This is a genomic window from Maribacter polysaccharolyticus, assembly GCF_028882255.1.
In the GTDB taxonomy this organism is placed as follows: Bacteria; Bacteroidota; Bacteroidia; order Flavobacteriales; family Flavobacteriaceae; genus Maribacter_A; species Maribacter_A polysaccharolyticus.
Genome location: NZ_JARBUY010000001.1, coordinates 1,017,044 through 1,044,040, shown reverse-complemented (window position 1 = coordinate 1,044,040; position 26,997 = coordinate 1,017,044). Strand labels below are relative to the sequence as shown.

The window sequence follows — 26,997 nt, the reverse complement described above, 5'->3', positions numbered from 1 at the left end:
ATGATTAACAAAATCATTTCATTTTCCATTAATAATAAATTTATTATTGGCTTATTTATAGTGGCATTGGTTGGCACGGGCATTTGGTCTATGGCCACAATAAATCTGGGATCTGTACCCGATATTACCAACAACCAAGTACAAGTTATTACAGTTGCCCCAAATTTAGGTACTGAAGATATTGAGCAATTTGTTACCTATCCCGTAGAATTGGCAATGGCCAATCTTCCTGACGTAATCGAGCTGCGTTCAGTATCCCGTTTTGGGCTGTCCGTGGTTACCATTGTCTTTAAGGACGAGGCAGGCACTTATCTGCCACGGCAATTAGTACAGGAGAAATTAACCGAAGTTGCTGGAGAAATCCCTGAAGGCTTCGGCACGCCCTTTATGGCACCAATAACGACAGGTTTGGGTGAAATATTTCAATATACGCTAAAAGTTAAAGAGGGCTATGAAGACAAATATGATGCGATGGAACTTCGTACCATACAAGATTGGATTGTAAAACGCCAAATGGCATTGGTGCCTGGCGTGGTAGAGGTAAATGCATTTGGAGGTTTTGTTAAGCAATATGAGGTTGCTATCAACCCAGATAAATTAAAAAGTTTTGGTATCACCATGAACCAAGTCTTTGAAGCTCTAAAAGTGAACAACGCCAATACAGGAGGTGCTTATATCGAAAAAAACCATCAGGCCAATTTTATTAGAGGTGAAGGATTGGCACGTAGTTTAAAAGACTTGGAAAATACCGTGGTGACCACGCAAAATGGAAGCCCAATTTTAATTCGTGATGTGGCTGAAAAAGTAGGTTTCGGAAATCAGGTACGTTATGGTGCATTCACCCAAGATGGCCACGAATCTGTAGGAGGACAAATACTTATGCTTAAGGGACAAAGCCCGGGCACCGTAATAGAAAATGTGCAAAAACGTATCGATGAAATTCAAAAATCACTTCCAGAAGGTGTTTATATAGAACCATTTTTAAGCCGAAGTGAACTCATTGGAAGAACCACAAGCACCGTTGAAAAAAACCTTATTGAAGGTTCATTGATTGTGATTTTTGTTTTGGTCTTGCTTTTGGGAAGCTTCCGTGGTGGATTAATTACAGCTTCGGTAATCCCTTTATCATTGCTCTTCGCATTTATCTTGATGAAACAATTTGGTGTATGGGCAAATTTAATGTCCTTGGGAGCAATCGATTTTGGTATCATCGTGGATGGTGCGGTAATCATTGTAGAAGGAATGGTATTCCACATTCATCAACGGATGAAAAAAACCACAACCGCCATAGACCAGTCTGAAATGGATGAAATAGCCTATGAATCGGCAAGTACAATGATGAATTCGGCGTTTTTCGGACAACTTATTATCCTTATTGTATTTACACCGATTCTCTTTTTGACGGGTGTAGAAGGAAAAATGTTCCGTCCAATGGCGTTTACTTTTGGATTTGCCGTTTTAGGAGCGATTATCCTTTGTCTTACTTATGTTCCCATGATTTCGGCGATGTTCCTAAAACCTGCTAAAAATCAGAATAGTTGGTTTGCCAAATTTGAAAACAAGATTGATAGGTTCAGTGATAAAATAATGTCCGGTTTAAACAGAGGGTATATACCATTGCTCAATTTTGCACTTCGCTTTAGGGCTGGAGTCGTTATAGGCGCTGTTGCCTTGCTTTTGATTGCGGGATTTATTTTCGGCAATATGGGTGGCGAATTTATCCCAAAATTTGATGAGGGCGATATTGCGTTTCAAGCGTTGATAAAACCGGGGAGCAGTCTTACAGAATCCATTGAGGCTTCAAAAAAACTTCAAAATTTAATCAATGAATTTCCAGAAGTAAAAACGGTAATTTCAAGAATTGGTGTAGCCGAAATACCAACAGACCCGATGCCTCTGGACATTGCGGATAGTTACATTATTCTTGAAAAAGATAAGAGTAAATGGACTTCCGCAGATAGTAAAGAAGAACTCATAGAAAAAATTCAAGAAAAAATTTCAGTAGTTCCCGGCGTAAATTTCGTGTTTACGCAACCTGTAGAACTTCGTTTTAATGAATTGCTTACAGGTGTCCGTGAGGATGTGGCGATAAAACTTTATGGAGAAGATTTGGGAGTGTTGGCAGACAAAGTACAGGAAATCGCAGCAGTCATCAGAACCGTTCCCGGAGCAGCTGACCTCAATGCGGAAGCTACAAGCGGTTTACCACAAATGACGGTGGTATATAACCGTGCGAAAATGGCACAATACGGTGTAACCGTTGACAAGCTGAATGATTATGTGAGTGCTTCATTTTCTGGAGAACAGGCAAGTGTGATTTTTGAAGGCGAAAAAAGGTTTGATGTGGTCATTCGTTTGGCGAAGGAATTTCGACAAGATATCAACAGTCTTAAAAATCTTTATATCGATTTACCAAACGGAGCGCAAGTGCCTTTAAAGGAGGTCGCAGATATCAGCTATAAGCCAGGACCAATGCAAATTTCAAGGGACAATACCTCTCGCCGTATTTCGGTTGGGGTCAATGTTCGTGGGCGCGATGTAAAATCGATGGTCGAGGAAATTCAGCAAAAATTGGAAACGGAAGTGAAACTGCCACCAGGTTATTTTGTAACCTACGGAGGATCGTTCGAAAACCTTCAACGTGCTTCAGACCGATTGATGATTGTAGTTCCTATCGCACTTTTCCTAATATTCATACTGCTCTATTTTGCATTGAGTTCGTTCTCGCAATCACTAATGATTTATATGGCAGTGCCTTTGGCGGCCATTGGAGGTGTCTTTGCACTATTGATACGAGGAATGCCTTTTAGTATATCGGCAGGCGTTGGTTTTATTGTGCTCTTTGGAGTTGCGGTTTTAAACGGATTGGTACTGATAAACAAATTCAATGAATTAAAAGAAAGTGGAATGACAGACTTAAAAAAACGAATATACGAGGCAACACACGAACGCTTACGTCCAATTTTGCTTACGGCAACGGCGGCCATTATGGGCTTTATCCCAATGGCGATTTCTACCTCTGGCGGGGCAGAAGTGCAGCGACCATTGGCAACAGTGGTTATTGGTGGTTTGATTACTGCAACGTTTTTAACGCTTGTGGTCCTTCCAGTATTATATTATTGGCTGGAATCGAGAAAGGAACGAAACAAAACCGATGAAGATGTAAGCTATATTAACAAATCCACGAATATTGTGACCGTATTGCTGATGGTTGGTGGTTTGATGGCTTCTGGAACTGCTTTTGCACAAGACACCAATCAAGATGGTACAATTCCAAAAACCTTGACTGTAGATGAGGCTATTGCTATGGCAAAACAGAATTATCCGTCACTTAAAGAAAGTCAGGCATTTATTGAACGGGAGCGGGCGATGAAGGGAACAAGTTTCGATCTGGGAAGCACTTCCATATATACAGGTAGGGAAGAACAAGGGGTACAGCAGGGAGCATTGCGAACTTATGGCGTGCAACAAGGCGATATCGATTTGCTATCTGGTTTCTCAAAATCCAAGTACTATAAAGAACGTACCCAACTTGGAGAAAAATTCTATGCCCTCAGCGAACAACAGTTGGTTCGTAATGTGATGCAGGCCTATGACCTAATCAATTATAACAAGGCACAATTGCGATTTGCAGAACAGCTGGACAGTGTATATACAAATTTCAGGATGGCAGCAGAATCACGTTATGATACGGGAGAAACCGGAAAACTGGAATTTATTGCAGCTTCTTCTGAATATCAACAGATACAGGTATTTCGTCAACAGGCCTATGATGATATTGAAATTGCTAATAGAGCATTGAAGCAGTATTTGGGGATTGATCAAGAAATAGAAACCGTAGGATCTACTTATGAAACGATAAATTTTATAGCTGATTTTGATTCTGCATCTGTTACTAATAATCCATTGTTGCAGTATTCAATGCAAAATGCCGAGGTAAGCAAAGCAAACATTGGGGTAGAAAAATCAGAATTTCTTCCAAAATTTAGCATTAGTTATGATAAGCTTAAATACAATGATATATCTGGATTTAGCGCATATCAAGCGGGTATAAGTATCCCATTGTGGTTCTTCCCACAAAAATCAAGGGTTAAGGCCGCGAAAGCAGATGCCATGGTTGCCGAAAATCAGTATCTGGAACAGAAAGCCATAACCGAAAGTAGGGTTTCACAATTGTTAAAATCCCTGGAGAAAACCCAAAAGACACTTAATTATTACCAAAAAGGTGCGTTGATTTTAGCTGAAGAACAGATTACAACGGCAGAACTTTCTTCAAAAGAAGGTGAAATAGATTATGTTAACTATATCACAATCCTGAACAGTGCCATTCGCATAAAGCAGAATCACATTCAATTTATCAACCAGTATAACCAACAAGCCATTGAGTTACAATATCAATTGGGCAATCTATAATCTTAAAAAAAGAAAAATGAAGAATATATTATTAATAAGTACCGTATTATTTACACTTATGTTTATGAGTTGTAAGAAAGACCAAAAATCTGAACTTGGGCATAACGAAGCTAAAGGTGTATCAAAAACAGAAGCTGGTGGAGTAGATGCCCACGGTGAAGAAGGCCACAGTGAGGAAGAAGGTGTTGTAGAACTTACGAAGCAACAGGCTGAAACCATCGGTTTGGAAATGAAACCATTGGAGGAGCGTAATTTAGGGAACAACATTAAAGTTACAGGCGTTCTTGAACTTTTTCCACAAGACAGGGCAAATATTAGTCCATTTGTAGGGGGTAACGTAAGTACAATAAGAGTAATTGAAGGCGACCAAGTGAGAAAAGGTCAAATATTGGCATACTTAGAACATCCTGACATTATTAGTATGCAACAGGAGTTTCAAGAAAAAAATGATGAACTCGTTTTCCTTAAACAGGATTTTGAACGTAAACAAACCTTATATGATAAAGGTGTGTCATCTGGAAAGGAATTTCAAATGGCACAGTCTAAATTCCGTTCAACTACGTCAAGTGTTAATGCTTTAAAATCAAAGTTAAGGCTACTAGGATTGAGTACTGATAAAATTGCTGAAGGTCAAATTTTTTCCGCAATTCCTATTATTACCCCAATAAACGGTTTTGTGGATGAAGTTATAGTTAATCTTGGCGATTATGTAGCTCCTCAAACTAAAATGTTTACCGTTAGTGATAATTCCAAACTGCATGTCGATTTAAAAGTGTATGAAAAAGACATTAGTAAAGTGGAATTAGGTCAGCAAATTTTCTTTACTGTAGCCTCCAGGCCCAATGAAATACTAAAGGCCAAAGTACATTCCATGGGTAAAACTTTTGAAACCGACCCCAAAGCATTACATATTCATGCAGATATGGAAAATAAAAATGACAAATTGCTTCCAGGGATGTATGTAGAAGGACGTATAGTTCAGGGCGAGAAAAAAGGTTTTGCCGTACCGGAAGCTGCCATTATAAAAGAGGGCGAACAATCCTTTATTTTTATTCTGGATGACGATGAAGAAATGGAAGCGAACAAAATGAAATTTAATATGATACCTGTAACGGTCGGAATTACCGATTTAGGCTTTGTTGAAGTCAATCTTCCTTCCGAAGTTTCAAAGGATGCCAAAGTGGTCATCAAAGGATCTTATATGTTGTCATCAGAAAGAATAAAAGGAGAACTGGAACACGAGGATTAATCAAAGATAAAAGATTTTGATTCCGAGTTTGTTTATCATTCTAATTAGTTAGTTAAAAATTAAAAAACAGGCTCGGTTCAAAATCGATTAAAAATTTAATAAATTAATGATATGAAGGAAATAAAAGCATTTGTAAAACCAATCAGGATACAAAAAATTATAGAAGGCTTGACCGATAATGGATTTGAAAGTATGACACTTTCAAATGGAGAAGGCACAGGAGCATTTAAGGCAAAAGGCGCAAGACCATCGCTGGATTTTCGTATTACCGATAGCCCAGTAATTAAAATAGAATTGGTATGCCAAAATGAGGAAGCTCAAAAAGCTATAGAGATTATTTTAGCCAATGGTAAAACAGAAGAACCAGCTGATGGTATTATTTATATATCCAATATAGAGGATGCCTTTCAAATTAAGACTGGAGATTCCTTAAAGCGCTTTAATTTATAGCAGCATGGCAAATTTAGAGCAAATATTAGAGACTAATAATGTAAAACCAACAGCCATGCGCTTGTTGGTTTTACAATTTCTCTTAAATAAAAAAGTAGCAGTCAGTCTAACAAATGTTGAAGCGTATTTTGATAATTCTGAAAGAACAACCTTGTACCGCACTCTAAAAACCTTTGTTGAAAGCGGTATTGCACATCAAATAGATGATGGCACAGGAATAACCAAATATGCTTTGTGTGAAGAGCACTGTAATTGTGAAATAGATACAGACCTGCACTTGCATTTTCACTGTAACAATTGCAATGAAACTATTTGTTTGACCGAGCATAAAATTCCGCATATCAATCTACCTAAAGGATTTACTGCCGAAAATGTAAACTTGGTTGTAAAAGGTGTTTGTGATAAATGCAGTGCTAAATAAATGTACTTCCGTTGCACTACAATTTTTAATTATTTGCAAAGATTATGAAAAAGAAAAAAATAAATTTACGCGACTTAAATCCTAAAAAACACCACGGTGAGCACAGCCACGATGACGGTCATAACAATAACAGTACTGAAGTGATATTCAATTTTAGAACTTACTTGCCCTCTATATTCAGTCTTGTAATGCTGATTGCTGGAATTGCTATTGATTATTTTGATGCCTTTCCACATTTTTCTAATTGGAATCGTATTCTTTGGTATGTAATAGCCTATATCCCTGTTGGATTTCCTGTAGTGAAAGAAGGGTGGGAAAGTATAAAAAAAGGAGATTTCTTCACAGAGTTCTTTTTAATGTCTATTGCTACTATTGGCGCATTTTTCATTGGTGAATATCCCGAAGGCGTAGCTGTAATGCTATTTTATGCAGTTGGTGAACTATTTCAAAATGCTGCAGTTAAAAAAGCAAAGGGTAATATCAAAGCCTTGTTGGATGTTCGCCCAAAAGAAGCCAATGTACTTCGTGATGGCAATTATAAAAGTGTTTCACCAGAAGATGTAAATATTGGAGAGAAAATTCAAATTCGGGTAGGAGAGAAAATTCCTTTGGATGGTATTTTATTATCAGAAAAAGCATCGTTGAATACCGCTGCTTTAACAGGAGAAAGTAAACCGGATTCTGTTCAGAAAGAAGCCAAAGTATATGCAGGTAGTATTAATTTAGAAAGTGTTATTGAAGTTGAAGTAACTAATAAGCTTGAGGATAGTTCAATTGCCAGAATATTGGATTTGGTTCAAAACGCTACGGCACGTAAATCCAAAACGGAATTATTCATTAGGCAGTTTGCTCGCATATATACGCCAATAGTTGTATTTTCAGCTATTGGGGTTACTTTCCTACCTTACTTTTTTGTTGATGATTATGTTTTTAGAGATTGGTTGTATAGAGCCTTGATTTTCTTGGTTATTTCTTGCCCATGTGCATTGGTTATTTCCATTCCATTAGGTTATTTCGGTGGATTGGGTGCGGCTTCAAAGAACGGTATTTTATTTAAAGGTGCTTCGTTTTTAGATGCAATGACGAAAATAAATACATTGGTAATGGATAAAACAGGAACAGTTACCAAAGGTGTTTTCAAAATCAAGGAAATTAAAGCTATAGGTTGGGAAGAATCTGAATTTATGAAACACCTAATGGCTCTGGAGGAACAATCTACGCATCCAATTGCAAAAGCCATTATGGAGTATAAAGAAAATGGTGAAGACTTTGAAGCAAAGGAAGTCTTTGAAATTGCAGGTAAAGGCTTAAAAGGAATTGTAAACGGTAAAACCGTTTTAGTAGGAAACAAGGCCTTAATGATTGCTAATAATATAGATGTTCCAAAGGAAACTGAAAGTATTGTAGAATCTATTGTATTTGTAGCAATCGATAATGTATTTGCTGGTCATGTAGTTATTGCAGATGAATTAAAAGAAGATGCAAAAGAAACGATTTCAGCATTACACAAAGTGGGTATTAAAAATATTATGATGCTTTCTGGTGATAAAGATACCGTAACACAAAAAATTGCAAAAGAATTAAATGTTGAAAAAGCAAAAGGCGGTTTATTACCGGAAGATAAATTAAATGAAGTTGAAATATTAAAACAAAATTCAGAAAACAAAGTTGCATTTATAGGGGATGGCATCAACGATGCTCCTGTTTTAGCTGCAAGTAATGTTGGTATTGCAATGGGTGGTTTAGGAAGCGATGTGGCTATTGAAACCGCAGATGTAATCATTCAAACCGACCAACCATCAAAAGTGGCTAAAGCCATTAAAATAAGTCGTTCAACTCGAAAAATTGTATGGCAGAATATCATATTGGCTTTTGGAGTTAAATTGGTTGTCTTGATTTTAGGGGCAGGTGGTTTAGCGACAATGTGGGAAGCTGTATTTGCAGATGTTGGAGTGGCATTATTGGCAATATTGAATGCTGTTAGGTTACAGCGAATGAGTTGGAACTAAAGTCTCAAAATGAGTAACTAAAGCATCTATTAGTATTGAAACTAAACTTATCATTTTATAAGGGAGTGACTAAATTACAACCTCATTTTAAAATGTAACGAATTCAGCAAATTCTACAAATCATTCAGCATATAACGTAACATATTAAAGCCTATTAATCTTGAAATTTGTAGTGTACAAATAAGAATGGATTTATGGAGACAATCAACATATTTGAAACCGAAAAAAAGAATCATAAACAGGGGATAAAAGAATCATTTCTTGTTACGGGAATGACCTGTGCATCTTGTGCAGCGAGTGTTGAATCTGTATTAAAACACTCAGAAGGCGTGTTTGATGCAAGCGTCAATTTCGCGAATAGCTCTGTTCTAGTAGAGTATGATGAGGGGTTGAACCCTAATCAACTTCAAAATGCACTTCGTGAGGTCGGTTATGATATTATAATAGATGTCGAAGACCCATCAGAAGTACAACAAGAACTTCAGCAAAAGCACTATCAGGACATAAAAAGACGTACTATCTGGTCGGCCATCCTCGCGCTACCCATTTTTGTGCTGGGAATGTTCTATATGCAATGGGAACCAGGCAAATGGATTTCTTTGGTATTGGCCTTTCCCATTCTTTTTTGGTTCGGGCGTAGCTTTTTCATCAACGCGTTCAAGCAGGCTAAACACGGTAAAGCTAATATGGATACCTTGGTGGCTTTGAGTACCGGAATCGCTTTCCTCTTTAGTGTATTCAATACTTTCTTTCCTGAATTTTGGTTAAGTCGTGGTATCGAACCTCACGTGTATTACGAAGCGGCTACGGTGATTATTACCTTTATTTCCTTGGGGAAATTATTGGAAGAAAAGGCTAAATCAAATACCTCTACGGCCATTAAAAAATTGATGGGTCTTCAGCCTAAAACCCTTAAAATTATAGAGAATGGGGAAGAGACGGAAATCCCTATTTCATCCGTACAGGTTGGTCAGGCCATTTTGGTGCGTCCCGGAGAAAAGATTCCTGTGGATGGTGAAGTTTCCAAGGGAAGCTCGTATGTAGATGAAAGTATGATAACGGGAGAACCCGTTCCAGTTCAGAAATCCCAAGGGGAAAAGGTCTTCGCTGGTACAGTTAATCAAAAAGGAAGCTTTCAATTTACCGCTGAAAAAGTTGGTGGAGAAACCTTGTTATCTCAAATCATTAAAATGGTTCAGCAAGCGCAAGGGAGTAAGGCACCGGTTCAAAAACTGGTCGATAAGATTGCCGGTATTTTCGTTCCCGTGGTATTGGGTATTTCCATTATAACTTTCATAGTCTGGATGTCAGTAGGTGGCGATAATGGTTTCTCTCAAGCCTTGTTGACCTCTGTAGCCGTATTGGTTATCGCTTGCCCCTGTGCCTTGGGCTTGGCAACGCCTACCGCTATAATGGTGGGTATCGGTAAGGGAGCTGAAAATAATATCCTTATAAAGGATGCCGAAAGTTTAGAGCTTGGCCATAAAGTGAATGCAGTAATACTTGATAAAACGGGTACGATTACAGAAGGGAAACCATTGGTAACCGACATACTCTGGGACAATAAGTTAGAAAATCAAAAAGAATACAAGGAAATTCTTATGGCTATCGAAGCACAATCAGAACATCCCTTGGCAGAAGCGGTCGTTAATCACCTGAAGGAGGAAAACCTTGAACAAGCAGAAATTACCTCCTTCGAAAGCATTACAGGAAAAGGTGTTAAAGCACAATCGGAGAATGGTTCAAAATATTATGTGGGCAACCATAAACTAATGGTCGAAAAGGATATTCAAATCGGCGCTTCCTTGATGCAGACAGCAGAAAATCTAGAAGAGCAGGCAAAAACGGTCATATTCTTTGGTGACGAACATCAAGTGCTTACGATACTCGCCATTGCAGACAAGATTAAGGAAACTTCAAAAAAAGCCATAGCCACACTTCAAGAAAGAGGCATCGAGGTCTATATGCTCACGGGAGATAACAATAAAACGGCTTCTGCCGTGGCAAAACAGGTGGGAATTTCAAATTACCAGGGCGAAGTAATGCCTTCGGACAAAGCCTCTTTTGTCGAAAAATTACAGGCAGGCGGGAATATAGTCGCAATGGTTGGCGATGGTATCAACGATTCGCACGCTTTGGCACAAGCCAATGTGAGTATTGCAATGGGTAAAGGTTCGGATATCGCAATGGATGTAGCAAAAATGACTTTGATAACATCAGATTTACAATCCATCCCAAAAGCATTGGAGCTATCAAAAAGAACCGTGTTGGGCATACGTCAGAACTTGTTTTGGGCGTTCATTTACAACATCATCGGTATTCCTATTGCAGCAGGAGTTTTGTATCCCGTAAATGGATTTTTATTGGACCCGATGATTGCAGGTGCAGCAATGGCATTCAGCAGTGTATCTGTGGTAGCAAATAGCTTAAGACTTAAAAGAGTAAAACTTTAATAACAAATAAATTCAATACAATGAAAACTTTAAAATTCAAAACAAATATTAATTGTGGTGGGTGTGTATCGAAAGTAACCCCTTTTTTAAACAGACAAGAAGGTGTAGAAAGTTGGGAAGTGGATACCATTAATCCCGATAAAATCCTGACTATTGAAAGCGATGGTGCAACCGAAGAAGATGTAAAGACAACTTTGCAAAAGGTGGGATTCAAGGCCAAAGCTGTTGATTAATACTTTTCTTTTAATATGGTTTATATTTTAATTTCGGTTGTGATTATTCTCTTTGCTATTCATTTTCACAGAAAAGCGAAACGCCATAGTGTAAAGCCATTTCCGGAGCATTGGCACAAATTATTGATGAATAATGTTCTGTTTTATAGAAATCTTTCGAACGATAGGCAGCTAATTTTTCAGCAAAAAATGATGCAATTTTTAAGTGAGGTCTATATCGACGCTGTACAGCTTGAATTGGAAGAATTGGACAAGATTTTAATTGCGGCAAGTGCAGTAATTCCTGTTTTTGGCTTTAAAGAATGGCACTACACCAATTTAAGCGGAATCCTTTTATATCCAGATAATTTTAATAAGGATATGCAATTTAGCAGTAAAGATAACTCACGGAATATTGGTGGAATAGTTGGGAATGGAAGGTTCGAGAAACAGATGATACTTTCTAAAAAAGCATTGTACCACGGTTTCAATAATACCAGTGATAAAGGAAACACGGGGATTCACGAATTTGCACACCTAATAGATAAATTGGATGATGTAATCGACGGAGTTCCAGAACGGCTATTAGAACATCAATATGCAATACCTTGGTTAAATTTAATCCATAAAGAAATGGAAGCGATAAATGGTAACCACTCTGACATTAGAAAATATGGTGGAACAAATCAAGCTGAATTCTTTGCCGTTGCTTCAGAGTATTTTTTTGAGCGCCCGGATATGCTTAAAAAGAAACATCCTGAATTATATCAAATGTTGGTTAAATGTTTTAATCAAAAGCCAATCAGTTAAATCATTTAGGTCTTTCAACAAAAGTTATATGTCTTGATAAAAAAACAAAGTTACAAGTTTTAAAATTTTATATTTGTACTTGATGCAAAAACCAAATAAAATAGCGGCATTTTTCTTTTTAGGCTTGTTTAGCCTATTGATGTTGCATCAGGCTTTTCCACATTTGCATCATCAGCACGAGGAAACTCATTCCCATTCAGATATTGCCCATACTGGCGAACACCTTCATCACGATGACAGTTCTTGCGAGAAAGAAGAATCCCCATACGGTTTATTTGGATTCTTTATGGATATGCACGTCCATTCAACGGTGTCCAGCGATGTTGTTGTACTTAAAAAGAATACTGTTGAGCGGCAAACTATCGTAGATGACAATGTCGTAAAACTTATTTCTGATTTTCAAGAATTTTATGTCGTTGATAATAGGAAAAACTCTAAACCCCCAATTTATCAGCCACCAAGTTATTATTTTAATCCTTACCTCTCATCCCTCAATTTACGAGCCCCTCCATCTTTAGGTTAATCGTTTAGGAACACCTGCCGCTACGGTAGGAATCCTCTTATACATTTAAGATTAAACCTAAAATTTAAAACAATGAATAAATACATCGTGTCCGCGATTTGCGGATGCCTGTTCTTTGTTAATGGTTTCTCACAGGATAAAAACATTAGGGAACTGCTTTACGAAATAGAACAGAACAATACAGAGTTAAAAGGCTATCAATCTATCATTGAAAGCCAACAGCTCGAAAACAAGAGCACCAATAATTTACCTGACCCACAGCTTTCAGGCTATTATTTGCCCATTGGCGATAACGCAATGGGAAATTATACCGAATTTCAAATATCGCAATCCATTGAATTTCCGACGGTTTATGGTTCACGTAGTAAATGGAACGACTTAAAGTCGATACAACTGCAAATGTCTTATGCTAAAAAAAGGCAGGAAGTTTTGTTGGAAGCAAAATCGGTATTGATTGAACTCGCCTTCCTTCAAAAGCAGAAAGCCATTGAAACTGAAAGAAGAGCCCAGAGCAAACAGGTTTTCGACCAGATTGAAGAGCTTTATGATAAAGAGCAAGTCGGTATTTTAGATTTGAACAAGGCGAAAATCGCTTGGATTCAAAAGCAGTTTGTGGTTGAACAAGTAGAAAGCGAAATCCAAATTGTACTGTCCAAACTCAAAACATTGAATGGGGGGAAAGTCATTGATGGTTTTACGCCAGGTATTGATTTACCTATCGAGGTTGCTGCGGTCGAAACGCTTTGGCAAGAAAAATTGGCAAACGACCCTTCTTTAAAAGGTTTAAAGGCTGCTGAAACAGCTTCGCTTCAAAAAGTAAAACTGGAAAAAAACAAGGTGTTGCCCAATGTGGCACTTGGTTACAATTACCAGGGTGTTAGTGGTAGCAATTATTCAGGTTTTTACGGTGGCTTTTCTATTCCGTTGTGGAAAAGCAAGAACAAGGTAAAAGCGGCCGAAGCGAATTATGAGTATCAGCAATCGAACACTCAAGTAATTACTGCTTCGCTTTACGCACAATTTCAGGAAACATACAATCGATACGAATTGATGCTCGAAAAATACAGTGAGTATCAAACCACGATGGCCAACCTAAATAGTGAAGAACTGCTCTTTAGGGCCTATATGTTGGGTGAATATTCGTTTATGGATTACTATGTAGAGCTGCAGTTTTACCGCAATGCATCTGACAGAATGCTGCAATTAGAAAAGAAAATCCAATTATTAAAGGCACAATTATTAAAACATACATTATAAACCTTAAAAACTAAGATTATGAAAATGTCAAAAGCAATATTCGCAATAGCCATAGGTTCAATGATTACAGTAACCTCTTGCAGAGATACAAAAATCGAAAGTACGGATGACCACGGCCACGAACACGATGCAGATGGCAGTCATATGGAGGATGAAACCATAGAGCAAGAGGGATTTCAGGTGAAAAAAGATTCTATGGAGATAAAAATTGAAACTCATAAACACGATGATGGTTCTGAACACCACGACCATTAAAATCTAACAAATATAAAAGATGAAATATATAATAGTAGTACTCGCCTTTTTGGCAATGTCCTGCAATAACAAGGCAGAAGACATACACGCACACAACGAAGATGGTATTCACGTGGGCGAAGAAATTCCACGATTGAGCCATACTATTTGGACGGATAAAACAGAACTCTTTGTTGAGTTTCCTGCACTCATAGTAGGTAACGGAAGTAGATTTGCAGCCCATTTTACGGTTTTGGATAAACACCAGCCCGTTCAAGAAGGTTCTGTAACGGTCAGCTTAATAAAAGATGGAAAAGGAATTAGAAATACGGTAGATGCACCGTCATCATCAGGTATTTTTTCGCCTGCCATCCAACCGAAAGAAGCTGGAAACTATCAATTGGTTTTTGAATTGACAACACCAGAAAATTCAGATAAAATTTCCATTGATGAAGTAGTAGTATATGCCACTACGGATGAAGCCATAAAAGCTTTGGGTACGGAAGAAGAAGATGCAGGAATCTCGTTCTTAAAGGAACAAGCTTGGAAAATCGATTTTCAAACCGCACCTGTCGTTTCGGGTAAAATTTACGATGTTATCAATACCTCTGGGGTGTGGATGCCATCGCCAGGTTCAACAAAGTCTTTAGCAGCAAAATCCAATGGTGTGGTAGATTTCAAAGTAAATAACCTTACTGAAGGTACAGAAGTAAAACAAGGTCAGTTGTTGATGAGTTTGAACAGTCAAGGTTTGGCATCCAACAATTTGAGTACGGATATCGCTTCCGCGAAAGCGACATTCCAACAGGCCAAATCGGAATATGAAAGGAAGAAGGAGCTATACGAATCCAAAATAGTCCCGAAATCTGAATTTGAAAAAGTAGAGAGCAGTTTCGAGATAGCCAAAGCCAACTATCAATCATTGGTGTCTGGTGTCTCGGGCGGAAGTAAACAAATAGGTGCACCTTTTGATGGTTTTATCAAATCCATAACCGTTTCCAATGGCGATTATGTTGAGCAAGGCGTTTCGCTTGTGACAGTTGGGACACATCAATCCAGAGTTTTAAAAGCGCAGTTAGCATCCAACTACGGACTTGCGATGGGCAATATACAAGGTATATGGTATCAGGATAATGATAACCAATGGAAAGACGTAACGGATGCAGAGGGCAAAATCCTTTCGATTGGTAAGGACGTGGAACGTGAAAACCCTTTGATTTCTGTTTTTGCAGAAGTCAATGCTACCGTCGATATGCCAATAGGAAGTCTAACACCTGTTCAGATAGCGATGGGAAATGCAACACAGAACACAATGATTCCTGTGAATGCTCTCTTGGAAGACTATGGAAGTTATTCCGTTATCGTTCAACTATCAGGCGAGAGTTTTGAAAGACGACCCGTAAAGATTGGAAAGCGCAATGGCGAAAATGTAGAGATATTGGAAGGTCTGCAAGTTGGTGAAGTGGTGGTAACAACCGGAGCGTATCAAGTTAAAATGGCTTCAATGTCTGGTTCTACACCCGCGCACGGTCACGAACATTAAAAACGAAGAGAAATGTTAAACAAAATATTATCAATTTCACTTCAAAACAGATTACTCATTTTATTGGGAGCAGTTGCATTGAGCGTTTTGGGAATCTATTATGCGCGTACAATGAACGTGGACGTATTCCCAGACCTCACGGCACCTACGGTAACCATTCTTACAGAAGCCCACGGAATGGAATCTGAAGAAGTAGAAAAATTAGTGACTTATCAACTGGAAACAGCCTTAAACGGTTCGCCCAATGTAAGGCGAATCCGTTCCTCATCGGCGGCAGGTGTTTCCATTGTTTGGGTAGAATTTGAATGGGGAACGGATATTTACCGTGCCCGACAAATCGTGGGCGAACGTATCCCGATGGTTCGAGAGAACCTACCCGAAGGCATAGGAGCACCAACGATGGCACCTATTTCATCCATTATGGGCGAAATAATGCTCTTGGGAGTGACATCGGACAGCCTTTCACCAATGGAACTGCGAACCTTGTCCGACTGGACCATCAGGCCTCGTTTAAAGGCAATTGGCGGTATTGCAAACGTGGTGGTAATTGGTGGCGATTACAAGCAATACCAAGTATTTGCCAATCCCGAAAAGATGAAATATTACGACGTGAGCCTATCAGAATTGGTAGAACACGTTAAGGAAGCAAATCAAAATGCGCCCGGTGGTGTCATTAACCAATATGGCAATCAGTACATCATAAAGGGAAGTGGTAGAGCCTATACGCTGGAAGACTTGCAGGAAGCAGTACTTATGGAAGTGAATGGTCAAACCATCAAGATTAAAGACGTTGCAACCGTACAAATTGGTGCAGCTGATAAAATTGGCGATGGTTCATTAAACGCAAATCCCGCTGTGATTCTGACTATTTCTAAACAGCCTGATGTAAACACCTTGGAGCTGACAGACCGCTTGGACGAAGCTATTGCAGATTTGGAAACTACCTTGCCAAAAGGGGTCAACATAAAAAGTCAAATCTTTAGGCAGTCTGATTTCATAGATGCTTCTATTAGTAATCTAAATATGACTCTTATAGAAGGTGCGTTTTTTGTAATGATTATCCTGTTCATCTTTTTAATGAACTGGAGAACTACCGTTATTTCCTTGCTTGCTATCCCAATTTCCTTATTGGTGTCCATCATTATTTTAAAATGGTTGGGATACACCATAAATACGATGAGTTTGGGTGGTATGGCCATTGCCATAGGTGCGTTGGTGGATGACGCCATCATCGATGTGGAAAATGTGTATAAACGCTTGCGTGAAAATATCAGAAAACCTAAAACGGATCGGGAATCGACTATAAAAGTAGTGCGTGATGCTTCGGTAGAGATTAGAAGTTCCATCATTATTGCAACCCTAATTATTATTGTATCATTTGTTCCCTTGTTCTTTTTAAGCGGAATGGAAGGTCGTTTGTTGCAACCGCTGGGAATAGCCTTTGTAACATCGGTATTGACCTCATTGGTTGTTGCCGTAACGGTAACGCCTATTTTGTGTTCCTATTTGTTGGATAGTGAAAAGCTCTTGAACAAGCAAGCAGAAGGCACACGTGTAGAGCGATTGCTACAGAAACATTATCTCAACCTTTTGGAACGTGCCACACGAATACCGAAAACCATTATTGGCGTAACTGTGATTGCCTTTCTGTTAAGCCTATTAGTGGTCACACAGTTGGGACGAAGTTTTCTTCCTGAATTCAATGAAGGCTCTTTAGTAATAAGTGTAGTTGGTCCACCGGGAATGTCGTTGGAAGAAAGCAATAAGACAGGTAAATTAATTGAGACTATACTATTGGATATGCCCGAAGTAGCTGTCGTAACACGAAGACAAGGACGTGCCGAACTGGACGAACACGCACAAGGTGTCAATGCTTCGGAAATCGATGTGCCTTTTGTTCTTGAAGACAAGACCAAAGAAGAATTCTTTGAAGAAGTCCGAAATAAATTGAGCGTTGCACCAGGAGTGAATATCACTTTAGGACAACCCATAGCACATCGTATAGACCATATGCTTTCTGGAACACGTGCCAATATTGCCATCAAGATTTTTGGTTCCGATTTACAACGACTGTTCGAAGTGGGCAAAAGCGTAGAGCAGAACATCAAGGATATTGATGGACTGGCAGATGTTGCGCTCGACCAGCAAATTGAAGTACCGCAAATACGCATCAAGCCCAAACGCCAGATTCTCTCAGCCTACGGAATGACGGTGGGCGATTTAATGGAGCAAGTGGATATTGCCTTTGCAGGGGAAGAAGCGGGCGAGATTTATAAAGGACAGCAGTATTTTGATTTGGTAGTGCGCTATGAAAAACCGTTTCGGAACAATATTGAGAATATCAAAAAAGCCTTGATTAGCCTGCCGAATGGTGGACAAACTACGTTGGGCGAATTGGCAACCGTACAATCGGTAAGTAGTCCAAATACCATCAACCGTGAAGATGTGCAACGAAAGATTGTGGTCGCCGCCAATGTACATGGCAGGGATTTACGTGGTGCAGTAAACGAAATAAAGGAAGTGATTGCAAACAATGTGAATATGCCAGAAGGTTACCGTGTGCAATATGGCGGACAGTTTGAAAGTGAATCCAAAGCATCACAATTACTTTTGATAACAGCAATCATTGCGATAGCTATTATTTTCCTTTTACTTTATTATGAATTTAAGGATGTAAAATTGGCATTTGTAGTATTGATTAATTTACCCTTAGCTTTAATAGGTGGTATCTTAATTGTGTATTTCACATCAGGAATCATAAGTATTGCAGCGACCATAGGTTTTATCAGTTTGTTTGGTATTGCCACACGAAACGGTATTCTATTGGTCTCACGGTATGAAGATTTGAGAAAAGAAGGAATATACGGTTTTCAGTTGATAAAAACAGGAGCTTTAGACAGATTGAACCCTATTTTAATGACTGCCTTTACTACAGGTCTGGCACTGATACCATTAGCCTTAAAAGGAGGCGAACCTGGAAGTGAAATTCAAAGTCCAATGGCCGTTGTAATTTTAGGAGGATTGTTATCAGCTACTATTTTGAACTTGGTGGTAATTCCTTGTGTGTATCAATTAATAACAAAGAAAGACTTAGTATAAATTGATAAGTATAAGTCCTGCCCAAAATATAACATATTATATATTTTTAAAAATTAAGAATGAATAAATATATGAATTTTGGGTGGGATTAATTTTTCTACCAAAGGACTACGGTTGATACAAACTAAAAAGTAATAGTAAAAATTACGGTTTTAAATTTCTTTTTTGAACATATGAATTCAAATTGGAAGCGATAAATGATAACTACTCTGATATCAGAAAATATGGAGGAATCAATCAAGCTGAATTCTTTGCCGTAGTTACAGAGTATTTTTTCGAATGTCCCGATCTACTAAAGGAAAAACATCCAGAACTATACTTAATGCTGGTACAATGTTTTAAGCAAAAACTAGGTGAGTAATGGAAATTTTGGACACTAAAGCCATCTTAAGTTTGTCTTTAGTGACTTTATAATACTTAAGACCAAAGATTTAAATAGAGGAGTAAGTAAATAGTCGTAGGAAACTTCGATTCTGTTAACAATATATTAGTTCAATAAATCAAAAATATGGTCACTTTATGAGGGATTTTTTTCCTATTAATAGGAGTAATAAGAGAGTTTTAAAATGAGCCCTTTGAAAATGAACTGTATTTTAAATAGTCCTATAATAGTGTCCTGTTTTTTAGGAAAGGTTACATAGACCCAAAAGAATTTAAAAAATAACTTTAGTAAAGTTTTAGAAAACTAAGCATTTCTATCTAAGGGAAACTTACAGCTCTACGTGAAGGTAAGTTATGGTAAGAGTTGGGATAACATAGACTTAAATATTGACGTCAATTGTGTAAACACCCTTACTTTGTTACAAAAGTATTTAGATATGAATTTCAAAAGGCAAGCGATAAACCCTACCATGGTATTCAAAAAATTGACCAGCGTACCTGTAACCCCATAACACACAAAATATTACTGGAGCTTTTTCATAGGTATTTCATTTTTGGAGGAATGCCTGAAGTGGTCAAAGGGGATATCGGAGAAGGAAATCTGGCCAATCTTCCAAAAGTATATGAAATTATCTGGGGCACCTACAAAGAGGATGTTGAAAAATATACTTCTAATGCCACAGAATGAAAGGTTATTAAACATATCATGGGCACCGCACACTTACATATTGACCAACGAATCAAATTCCAAAATTTCGGAAAATCCAACTATAGGTCAAGGGAGGTAGGGGAGGCCATGCGTAATCTTGATGCAGCCAAGATTGTACAACTTATTTATACTACCACGGATATAGAGCCACCTATCAAATCAGATATCAAAAAATCACCAAGGTTGCAACTTTTGGATACAGGATTAGTGAACTACAGCTTGGGAGTACAAGCTCAGTTATTAGGTATGGATGATTTGAGCAAAGCCTTTAAAGGAGCTATAATACCACATTTAATCACTCAAGAACTCATATCTTTAAACACCATAACAAATACCAAACCTCATTTTTGGGTGCGTGAAAGAAAATAGTCTTCATCCGAAGTAGATTTGGTAGATGCCTATCGTGATAAGATTGTTCCAATTGAAATAAAGTCTGGCGCAATAGGAACCTTGAAATCCTTGCATCAATTTATGGATAGAACAGACCATCAATATGCTGTGAGAATGTACGCGAGAGAATTTAAAATTTTACATCAATCGAAGGAACTCCCTACTTATTGATGAATTTACCCTATTATTTGGGGATGCAACTGCCGAGGTATATCGATTGCTTTCTTAGCAATTATACGTCGAAATAGATTTTGTGAAACGAATTACCGCTGGAAAAGTGTTTAATTTGAAGTTAAATGAATCTATATGAAAATAGTTGCTAATTTTATCTCTAAAAAAATGCATTTAATCCGTTGATTTTCAAGATTTATCGTATTTTCAAGAATCAAGAGAAATAATTGAATCCGTCAAGAAAAGTCTACAAATCGGATAACAAAACAGTTTTAACGTTTGTGTCTATCTAATTGTTGGAATGGCCTTTTCGGTTCAGTAATAAAATGTATCTTTTTAAGTGATTTGGCTTTCGTCTGACAACATACTGTGGTTGATTAAATGACGAAACAAATGAAAACACCCTCAACTTCATATGTCCTCTTGCCCAATATTTTACTAATGAACTCACACGAATTATTCACTGCAGTTAAGAACCTTAACCGAATGTCGTTAAAGAGGAGATCAGAATGCTCTGTAGGAACGGTTAATGTGATAGTCACACATCTATAAGATTCGACGCGAATTATGTTGTTTTAATAATTAACATATTTTATATTCGTAACGTCAGAAGTAAGGCATTTTACTTTAAGTTCATTTAAGTATCGTCAACAAATCGGCTAACAGTTAAGTTTTTTTGAAATGTAACTTGTTGGTATGTAAAGTTTTATGTGGTTGGGTTCAAGCCCTGCCACCCCGACCAAGAAAATCCGATCACGAAAGTGGTCGGATTTTTTGTTTTCCGTAGTGCAGTACCGCTAGGTACTTAAGCAATGGAAAACAAAAAATACGCACAGGCCGTGGCCTGTGTCGGATTATCTTGGGCAACAACCCCATTTCAGGTTCACCGAGCGCAGGGAGGTAATCCTGTGCGGCCAGTTATGTTTTTACTTATTTGGGAGGACCGGGATTAAGGCAGTGGTCTTAAAACTTTCCCCTTTTTTAAATACCGTCTTTTCTATGTGGATGCCTGTAGATTCCGGGAAGGATGCAATTATTCCGTGCTATGAAATAAGCCCTTGCTCTTCCAAGGATTTTTTCAGTTTGGCCTGATTGTCCCAAAACCTGTCTTTGATCTTTTGGATCGTCTTTTTGTACTCAGGATGCTTTTTCAACGGATCGATCAGTGGGTCTTTTTCGAGGAACAATAAGATCCAATATTGGTAATGGTCTTGTAATGCGAAGATTTTCAGCTGTTCCATACCTTGGTCGATCTTCCCTTCATAGGCATACTTCAGGGCCATACTCGCATTTTTGTAAATTGATTCGTCCCTTTCACAATAGTCGGCATACGCCTTGAACAATTCAGACGCTTGTTCATCGAGCCCCATTTTTTCATAGACCATACCGATCTTTCCGTCTTCATGGGGATAAATACTCAAGTTTTGCTTTTTCCGGATGGCTACAAACCTTTCATAATACTTAAAAGCATTTTCGAAGTCTTCTTGGAAATAGTACATTTTGCCCACTTCCTGTAAAATATCCAAGCGGGTGCTATCCTTTTCCAATACTTCCAGTAATGATTTTTTGACTTTCTCCATATCCCGATCCTTGGCATACTGGATGTAGATTTTTAAATAAGGGGCATAGTAATTACCGGGGTCGTAATCCAGTGACTTATTAATATAGGTGAATGCCTCGTCGGTAAAACCGGTTTGGGCAAGGGCATTGCTTAGGTTTAAATAAATATAACTTTTGGAAACCGAGTCGTTGGAGGCAATATTAAGCTGAATACCCATCAAGGCATACTTGAGGTATTTGGCAGTATCTGGAATGTAACTGTTGTATAAGATGGAAAGTACTTGAACAACATCGGCCGAATTGGGATTGTATTCCAGGGCCTTCTCCAAATGGGGCAATGCCAATCTGTATTCCTCGGTATGCATATAATACAATGCCTTGGAGATTAGGCTTACGTCATTTTTGGAATCATACAGTAAGGCCTTATCCGAATAATTATTTATAAGGTCGGTATATCGCTTCTGCTTCCGGTATATGTCAAGATAGTAATACGATATGGCAAGGTCAGCATAGGCGAGGGCGAACTGTGGATCATGTTCTATGGCTTTTTCAAATAAAGGGATGGCTTTTTCCAAACCTTCTGGAGTGCGTGAGTAAAAAGGGTCCAATGCTTGGAGGTAATAATCGTAGGCCAGAAGGTTTTCAGTTGGTTTTTTATCAATTTGCTCCATTTCTGCCGGGGTCACGACCGTCTCAATGGCATCCGCAATTTTTTTGGCCACATCGTTTTGCAGCGTAAAAATGTCGACTACCTCCTGATTGTACTGTTCGGCCCAAATAGGGGTATCCGTTGACGCTTCGATCAATTGGATATTGAGGAGCACCTGATTATCGACCCTTTGGCCACTACCTTCAACCAAATAATCCACATTCAGTTCTTCGGCTATCTCAGGGATGCCCTTTTCGGTTTTTCGGTACTTTTCTACCGAGGTCCTACTGATTACCCTTAGGGCTTCGATTTTTTGAAGATTGTTCAAAGCCGATTGCATAAGCCCATTTACAAAATACAGATTGGTGGAGTCGCTACTGTCATTTTTAAAGGGCAATACGGCTATCGATTTTTTGGTTTCCAACCTGTTCACGGTATCTTTTTTGCCAATAAGGAAAAAGGAAACCGCCACTATTAGAATTGATGCCGTAACAATGGTAGGCCAACGGTATTTTTTTAAAAAGTTAGGCTTGATCTTTTCACTTTCGATCTGTACGGTACCTTTACCGACCTCGCCGGGAGGATATCCATACTGCTCTCGAAAACATTTAATGAAATAAGAGGAACTTCCAAAGCCTACTTGATAGGAAATCTCAGAAACCGTTAGGGAGGTGTCCTTTAGCAACGCCATCCCTTCCCTAAGGCGAACTTGACGAATGAATTGGCTCGCCGAAAGCTGTGTATGTTTCTTGATTTTCCTGAGTAGGTTAGACCTGCTCATATGTAAGGCTTTGGCCAGTTCGGATACACCAAATTGCTCATTGGCCATATGCTCCAGAATTATCGCCTCGGCTTGTGCCATAAAATTCGACCTAGATGATGTGGGATTATCCATATGGTTTCGTTACAGGTTCTAAATTAGAAAAAATGTGTTAAAATTCAGATTGTGCCGATGGTCACTTTTTGAAAAGTTTTCGTTCGCGTTTGCATCATAATTGATATCCCTGCGCCATAATTTTTATGCCCTCCCGAAACTTGACGGTTTTCTACGCATAGCTCATAGGTGTTGCATCAGGTTCTGTTCGACATTTGTGATAACGAAATTTACAAACAACAATTAAAAATTAGAATCATGAAAACTTTCAAAATCAATCCATTGAAATCATTGGTAAACATGTCATTCGCCCTTCTTTTGTTCACAGGTGCCTGTGGGGAGTCTGGCGATAAGCCAAAAGCAGGGTCGGCTGTTGGCATCAAAACCGAGGCCAGCGTCAAAAAACCTGGAATCAATATTCAGGCAGCGATATTATCGGATAATCATGAAGCCGTTGAACAGCACATTAAGGCTGGAACGGATATTGACAAAAAAGACCCCATGAGTGGCGCTACCCCATTGATCACTGCGGCAAGTTTCGGAAAAAATAAGATATCGCAGCTGCTGATCGATGCCGGGGCGGATTTAACGTTAAAGAACAATGATGGGGCCACGGCCTTACATGTTGCTGCATTCTTCGGTAGGGTGGAAGTCGTACAGCTGCTAATCGACGCCAAGGCGGATAAAACCTTAAAAAACAATTTTGGCCTTACGGCAAGGGAAACCGTAATGGGGCCTTTTGAGGAAATGAAACCCATCTATGAAATGCTTCAGCAACAATTGGGGCCGTTGGGTATGCAAATTGATTTAAAGGAAATAGAAAAAACCCGTCTGGTCATTGCGATGATGTTGCAATAAAGGACTTAAAATTTTATAGCCATGACAACAGAAAGACGACACGATATTGATTGGTTACGGGTATTGGCCATTGGCTTGTTGCTCATCTATCACATAGCCATAATTTTTCAGCCTTGGGCCATGTTCATTGGCTTTATAAGGAGTAATGAACTTCTTGAAGGGCTCTGGAAACCCATGACAATGCTCAATGTATGGAGGATTCCCTTGTTATTTTATGTTTCGGGGATGGGACTGTATTTTGCCATGAAGAAAAGAAGTTGGAGGCAATTGCTTTTGGAGCGTACAATGCGTATCCTCCTGCCTTTTCTCTTTGGTATTGTGGCCATAACCCCACTGCATATGTTCATATTCCAAAAATATTACAATATGCCCTTGGGCTATTTTCCCCACCAAGGCCATTTATGGTTCTTGGGAAATATATTTGTGTACGTATTGGTGTTGTTGCCGTTTTTCTACTGTTTAAAGCAAAAAGGGGGAGGCAAACTAAGAAAAGGATTATCCTTAGTCATGGGGCATCCTGGTGGGCCATTGTTATTGTCCCTGGTATTTGTCCTTGAGACCATAGTGGTAAGGCCCCAACTATTCGCGATGTATGCACAAACATGGCATGGGTTTTTTATAGGGCTCCTCGCTTTCTTTTTTGGTTTTATCCTGATGTACAGTGGTGAAGCCTTTTGGAAAACCGTTTTGAAATGGAGGTGGTTATATTTTGGAATGGCCGTTGTTTTATATGGGGTACGATACATTATGTATGAAACGGAAGCTCCGGGTTACCTAATGGCCATTGAATCCAATTGCTGGATTTTTTGGGTATTCGGTCTCGGTCACAAAAATCTGAACCGTCCTAGTGCTCTTCTGGGTTACTTAAGCAAAGCGGCATATCCCGTCTACATTATCCATATGTTCGTGCTGTATGCCGGAGCATTGCTTATTTTGCCCCTTGAAATCCCCGTTGTCCTAAAATTTTTGGCCATCACCATGTTTACGGGAATAGGTTGTTTTGTCCTATATGAATCCGTGGTCAGACGGATCTATTTTTTGGGTCCCTTATTTGGGATGAAATGGACATCCAGAAAAAGCGATAAGGTCCAAGCCCCAATATCCATCCCGAATAAGGAATATGCTGAAAATTAGCTTTTTTGGGGCCGGAATCCGCGATACTTCGATATTGAGAAGTCATGTCCTAGCTTCCCGTGTACATGCAAAGGGTTACTGATTTATAGGTCTGGCAACGAAAGCAAAAAAGTGTTAAATTTCAGGGGCAAATAGATTTCGGTCAAAATATGGACCAAAGAGCATGCAGGCGCTGTGAGGGGAATATATCCATACGAGGAAGGTAAAAAATGGCGCGTATCGATCGATAAGTATTTCAGGAGGCCTATATTTTGCCCATTGTCGAAACTGTATTGATTAAGTAGCATTTCAATTTGGTGCGATGGGGAATCAGTAGGTCCAATGAATATAAATTGGAAAGAACGGCATCAAAGAAGATGGATTATAGGATTCCCGAAGAAAAAATGCACGTCGGGTTTTCGACAAATTAGAAGGAGGATGAGCAGCGGATGCCTCATGGAAGGAAATAAAAAAAGACGTTTTTAGAATAACATTCAATGGTATGAACAAGAAACAAAAACAACGGATTATTAGAATCGGATTGCTCATAGGAACCATAGTCTCCATGTTTTTCGTACCATGGATCTTGGTAAAGGCTTGGATTTTACCCTTACCCGATACGGTTCAAGAACAAGTAGAAGAGGCCATTGGCCATGGCTTTGATGGCATGATCGTTTATGTGGACGAAGCGGGCAAACCACCGGCATTTTATACAGGGGGGTGGAACGACCGGGAAAATAAAATACCTGCCGACCCGAAATCCTTATTCAAGATTGCCAGTATCAGTAAATTATATGTTGCCGTTGCTATTACGAAACTAGCCAAAGACAAACACTTGTCCTTGGATGAAACGCTTGCTGATTATTTTCCCGAACTTGTAGGAAGGATTGAAAATGCGGATAAAATCACTTTGAGAATGATGGTGCAACACCGCAGTGGTATTCCCAATTTCACCGATAATCCTACGTATTGGGAAAACGAACAGGAAAATGGTAAAAGAGCCCTGGAATTCGCCCTTGATCTGCCTGCTAGTTTTGAACCCGATGAGGGGTATGAATATTCAAACACGAATTATTTGTTGCTTCGCCGGATCATCGAGAAAGTGATAGGGTATAGCCATGAACAGTATATCAAGGAAGAAATCCTTATTCCACTTGGGTTAAAAAATACGTTCTTTTCGCTTAAGGAAGTGAATATAGACGATGTGATGAGCGGCTATTATGTAGGTGTTGACAAAGATTTTAAAACAAACGAAAATGGAATGTTGGCTACTGCAGAAGACGTAGGCATATTTCTCAGGGCATTGAACGATGGTTCAATATTTGATGAAGGGGAACAGGAAATCTATCCTTACGTCTATGACCATGGCGGACTGGTTCCAGGCTATCAGAGTCTTGCGGAATATCACAAAGATATCGATACCGTAGTCGTTCAATTTATAAATACAACTGATTTCAATGGGTACGAATGGAATTTATCCGAGATCGTTATTAACCGTATTGTAAAAATAGTGGGTAGGGAAAAAAGCTCTTGAACATGTGCGGAATCAATACTAATGACATTCAAGGATTATGGGGTTCTTGCCGTATTCAATTTTCGTGTTGCTTCACAAATGTGCA

At 38.8% G+C, this 26,997-nt stretch carries 19 protein-coding genes and 1 pseudogene; 19 read left to right on the top strand and 1 reads right to left on the bottom strand.

The window, feature by feature from the left end:
* From PHU20_RS04315 to PHU20_RS04240, 16 genes and pseudogenes are all read left to right on the top strand, one after another.
* Positions 1 to 4,413 (top strand): CusA/CzcA family heavy metal efflux RND transporter, encoded by a 4,413-nt coding sequence (locus tag PHU20_RS04315; RefSeq protein ID WP_274824113.1) that lies wholly within the window; start codon positions 1 to 3, stop codon positions 4,411 to 4,413.
* A gap of 16 nt (positions 4,414 to 4,429) precedes the next feature.
* A complete protein-coding gene (locus tag PHU20_RS04310; RefSeq protein ID WP_274824112.1) occupies positions 4,430 to 5,662 on the top strand; it encodes an efflux RND transporter periplasmic adaptor subunit in 1,233 nt (410 codons plus the stop codon).
* Positions 5,663 to 5,773: 111 nt separating this feature from the next.
* Positions 5,774 to 6,112, top strand: a complete 339-nt coding sequence (locus tag PHU20_RS04305; protein ID WP_274824111.1) for a P-II family nitrogen regulator — start codon at positions 5,774 to 5,776, stop codon at positions 6,110 to 6,112.
* A gap of 4 nt (positions 6,113 to 6,116) precedes the next feature.
* Complete coding sequence (locus PHU20_RS04300; protein ID WP_274824110.1) at positions 6,117 to 6,533, top strand: Fur family transcriptional regulator; 417 nt, start codon at positions 6,117 to 6,119, stop codon at positions 6,531 to 6,533.
* Positions 6,534 to 6,577: 44 nt separating this feature from the next.
* A complete protein-coding gene (locus tag PHU20_RS04295; protein WP_274824109.1) occupies positions 6,578 to 8,542 on the top strand; it encodes a heavy metal translocating P-type ATPase in 1,965 nt (654 codons plus the stop codon).
* A gap of 194 nt (positions 8,543 to 8,736) precedes the next feature.
* The gene (locus tag PHU20_RS04290) at positions 8,737 to 10,995 is read left to right on the top strand and encodes a heavy metal translocating P-type ATPase (RefSeq protein WP_274824108.1); all 2,259 of its coding nucleotides are present in this window, start codon (positions 8,737 to 8,739) and stop codon (positions 10,993 to 10,995) included.
* A 20-nt stretch (positions 10,996 to 11,015) separates the two neighbouring features.
* Complete coding sequence (locus tag PHU20_RS04285; RefSeq protein ID WP_274824107.1) at positions 11,016 to 11,228, top strand: heavy-metal-associated domain-containing protein; 213 nt, start codon at positions 11,016 to 11,018, stop codon at positions 11,226 to 11,228.
* Between the two features lie 15 nt (positions 11,229 to 11,243).
* A complete protein-coding gene (locus PHU20_RS04280; RefSeq protein WP_274824106.1) occupies positions 11,244 to 12,017 on the top strand; it encodes a M90 family metallopeptidase in 774 nt (257 codons plus the stop codon).
* 82 nt (positions 12,018 to 12,099) lie between these two features.
* A complete protein-coding gene (locus PHU20_RS04275; protein WP_274824105.1) occupies positions 12,100 to 12,540 on the top strand; it encodes a hypothetical protein in 441 nt (146 codons plus the stop codon).
* Between the two features lie 72 nt (positions 12,541 to 12,612).
* Positions 12,613 to 13,797, top strand: coding sequence for a TolC family protein (locus PHU20_RS04270; protein WP_274824104.1), 1,185 nt, complete (start codon positions 12,613 to 12,615; stop codon positions 13,795 to 13,797).
* An 18-nt stretch (positions 13,798 to 13,815) separates the two neighbouring features.
* Positions 13,816 to 14,052: a hypothetical protein gene (locus tag PHU20_RS04265; RefSeq protein WP_274824103.1), complete on the top strand. Its 237-nt coding sequence runs from the start codon at positions 13,816 to 13,818 to the stop codon at positions 14,050 to 14,052.
* 19 nt (positions 14,053 to 14,071) lie between these two features.
* Complete coding sequence (locus PHU20_RS04260; protein ID WP_274824102.1) at positions 14,072 to 15,574, top strand: efflux RND transporter periplasmic adaptor subunit; 1,503 nt, start codon at positions 14,072 to 14,074, stop codon at positions 15,572 to 15,574.
* 12 nt (positions 15,575 to 15,586) lie between these two features.
* A complete protein-coding gene (locus tag PHU20_RS04255; protein ID WP_274824101.1) occupies positions 15,587 to 18,673 on the top strand; it encodes an efflux RND transporter permease subunit in 3,087 nt (1,028 codons plus the stop codon).
* A gap of 181 nt (positions 18,674 to 18,854) precedes the next feature.
* Positions 18,855 to 19,034 (top strand): annotated as a pseudogene (locus PHU20_RS04250) (zinc-dependent peptidase); the annotation flags it as partial.
* Between the two features lie 582 nt (positions 19,035 to 19,616).
* Positions 19,617 to 19,742 (top strand): hypothetical protein, encoded by a 126-nt coding sequence (locus PHU20_RS04245; RefSeq protein WP_274824100.1) that lies wholly within the window; start codon positions 19,617 to 19,619, stop codon positions 19,740 to 19,742.
* 18 nt (positions 19,743 to 19,760) lie between these two features.
* Positions 19,761 to 20,132, top strand: a complete 372-nt coding sequence (locus PHU20_RS04240) for a DUF4143 domain-containing protein (protein ID WP_274824099.1) — start codon at positions 19,761 to 19,763, stop codon at positions 20,130 to 20,132.
* 1,235 nt (positions 20,133 to 21,367) lie between these two features.
* Here the strand turns inward: PHU20_RS04240 and PHU20_RS04235 are convergent.
* On the bottom strand, positions 21,368 to 23,395 hold the full coding sequence (locus PHU20_RS04235; RefSeq protein ID WP_274824098.1) for a helix-turn-helix domain-containing protein: 2,028 nt from the start codon (positions 23,393 to 23,395) through the stop codon (positions 21,368 to 21,370).
* Between the two features lie 270 nt (positions 23,396 to 23,665).
* Between PHU20_RS04235 and PHU20_RS04230 the strand changes: the two genes are divergently transcribed.
* From PHU20_RS04230 to PHU20_RS04220, 3 genes are all read left to right on the top strand, one after another.
* On the top strand, positions 23,666 to 24,265 hold the full coding sequence (locus PHU20_RS04230) for an ankyrin repeat domain-containing protein (RefSeq protein ID WP_274824097.1): 600 nt from the start codon (positions 23,666 to 23,668) through the stop codon (positions 24,263 to 24,265).
* 21 nt (positions 24,266 to 24,286) lie between these two features.
* Positions 24,287 to 25,399, top strand: coding sequence for an acyltransferase family protein (locus PHU20_RS04225; RefSeq protein WP_274824096.1), 1,113 nt, complete (start codon positions 24,287 to 24,289; stop codon positions 25,397 to 25,399).
* Between the two features lie 481 nt (positions 25,400 to 25,880).
* Positions 25,881 to 26,912 carry a serine hydrolase domain-containing protein gene (locus PHU20_RS04220; protein WP_274824095.1) on the top strand — a complete coding sequence of 344 codons (1,032 nt, stop codon included), beginning with the start codon at positions 25,881 to 25,883 and terminating at the stop codon, positions 26,910 to 26,912.
* The last annotated feature ends 85 nt before the right edge of the window (positions 26,913 to 26,997 follow it).

Excerpts from the sequence above, each read along its gene's own strand:
- PHU20_RS04295 (WP_274824109.1), top strand. The coding sequence starts at position 6,578 with ATGAAAAAGAAAAAAATAAATTTACGCGACTTAAATCCTAAAAAACAC.
- PHU20_RS04235 (WP_274824098.1), bottom strand. The coding sequence starts at position 23,395 with ATGGCACAAGCCGAGGCGATAATTCTGGAGCATATGGCCAATGAGCAA.
- PHU20_RS04275 (WP_274824105.1), top strand. The coding sequence starts at position 12,100 with ATGCAAAAACCAAATAAAATAGCGGCATTTTTCTTTTTAGGCTTGTTT.
- PHU20_RS04270 (WP_274824104.1), top strand. The coding sequence starts at position 12,613 with ATGAATAAATACATCGTGTCCGCGATTTGCGGATGCCTGTTCTTTGTT.
- PHU20_RS04285 (WP_274824107.1), top strand. The coding sequence starts at position 11,016 with ATGAAAACTTTAAAATTCAAAACAAATATTAATTGTGGTGGGTGTGTA.
- PHU20_RS04225 (WP_274824096.1), top strand. The coding sequence starts at position 24,287 with ATGACAACAGAAAGACGACACGATATTGATTGGTTACGGGTATTGGCC.
- PHU20_RS04280 (WP_274824106.1), top strand. The coding sequence starts at position 11,244 with ATGGTTTATATTTTAATTTCGGTTGTGATTATTCTCTTTGCTATTCAT.
- PHU20_RS04300 (WP_274824110.1), top strand. The coding sequence starts at position 6,117 with ATGGCAAATTTAGAGCAAATATTAGAGACTAATAATGTAAAACCAACA.
- PHU20_RS04245 (WP_274824100.1), top strand. The coding sequence starts at position 19,617 with ATGCCTGAAGTGGTCAAAGGGGATATCGGAGAAGGAAATCTGGCCAAT.
- PHU20_RS04240 (WP_274824099.1), top strand. The coding sequence starts at position 19,761 with ATGGGCACCGCACACTTACATATTGACCAACGAATCAAATTCCAAAAT.
- PHU20_RS04265 (WP_274824103.1), top strand. The coding sequence starts at position 13,816 with ATGAAAATGTCAAAAGCAATATTCGCAATAGCCATAGGTTCAATGATT.
- PHU20_RS04260 (WP_274824102.1), top strand. The coding sequence starts at position 14,072 with ATGAAATATATAATAGTAGTACTCGCCTTTTTGGCAATGTCCTGCAAT.
- PHU20_RS04290 (WP_274824108.1), top strand. The coding sequence starts at position 8,737 with ATGGAGACAATCAACATATTTGAAACCGAAAAAAAGAATCATAAACAG.
- PHU20_RS04310 (WP_274824112.1), top strand. The coding sequence starts at position 4,430 with ATGAAGAATATATTATTAATAAGTACCGTATTATTTACACTTATGTTT.
- PHU20_RS04305 (WP_274824111.1), top strand. The coding sequence starts at position 5,774 with ATGAAGGAAATAAAAGCATTTGTAAAACCAATCAGGATACAAAAAATT.
- PHU20_RS04255 (WP_274824101.1), top strand. The coding sequence starts at position 15,587 with ATGTTAAACAAAATATTATCAATTTCACTTCAAAACAGATTACTCATT.
- PHU20_RS04230 (WP_274824097.1), top strand. The coding sequence starts at position 23,666 with ATGAAAACTTTCAAAATCAATCCATTGAAATCATTGGTAAACATGTCA.
- PHU20_RS04315 (WP_274824113.1), top strand. The coding sequence starts at position 1 with ATGATTAACAAAATCATTTCATTTTCCATTAATAATAAATTTATTATT.
- PHU20_RS04220 (WP_274824095.1), top strand. The coding sequence starts at position 25,881 with ATGAACAAGAAACAAAAACAACGGATTATTAGAATCGGATTGCTCATA.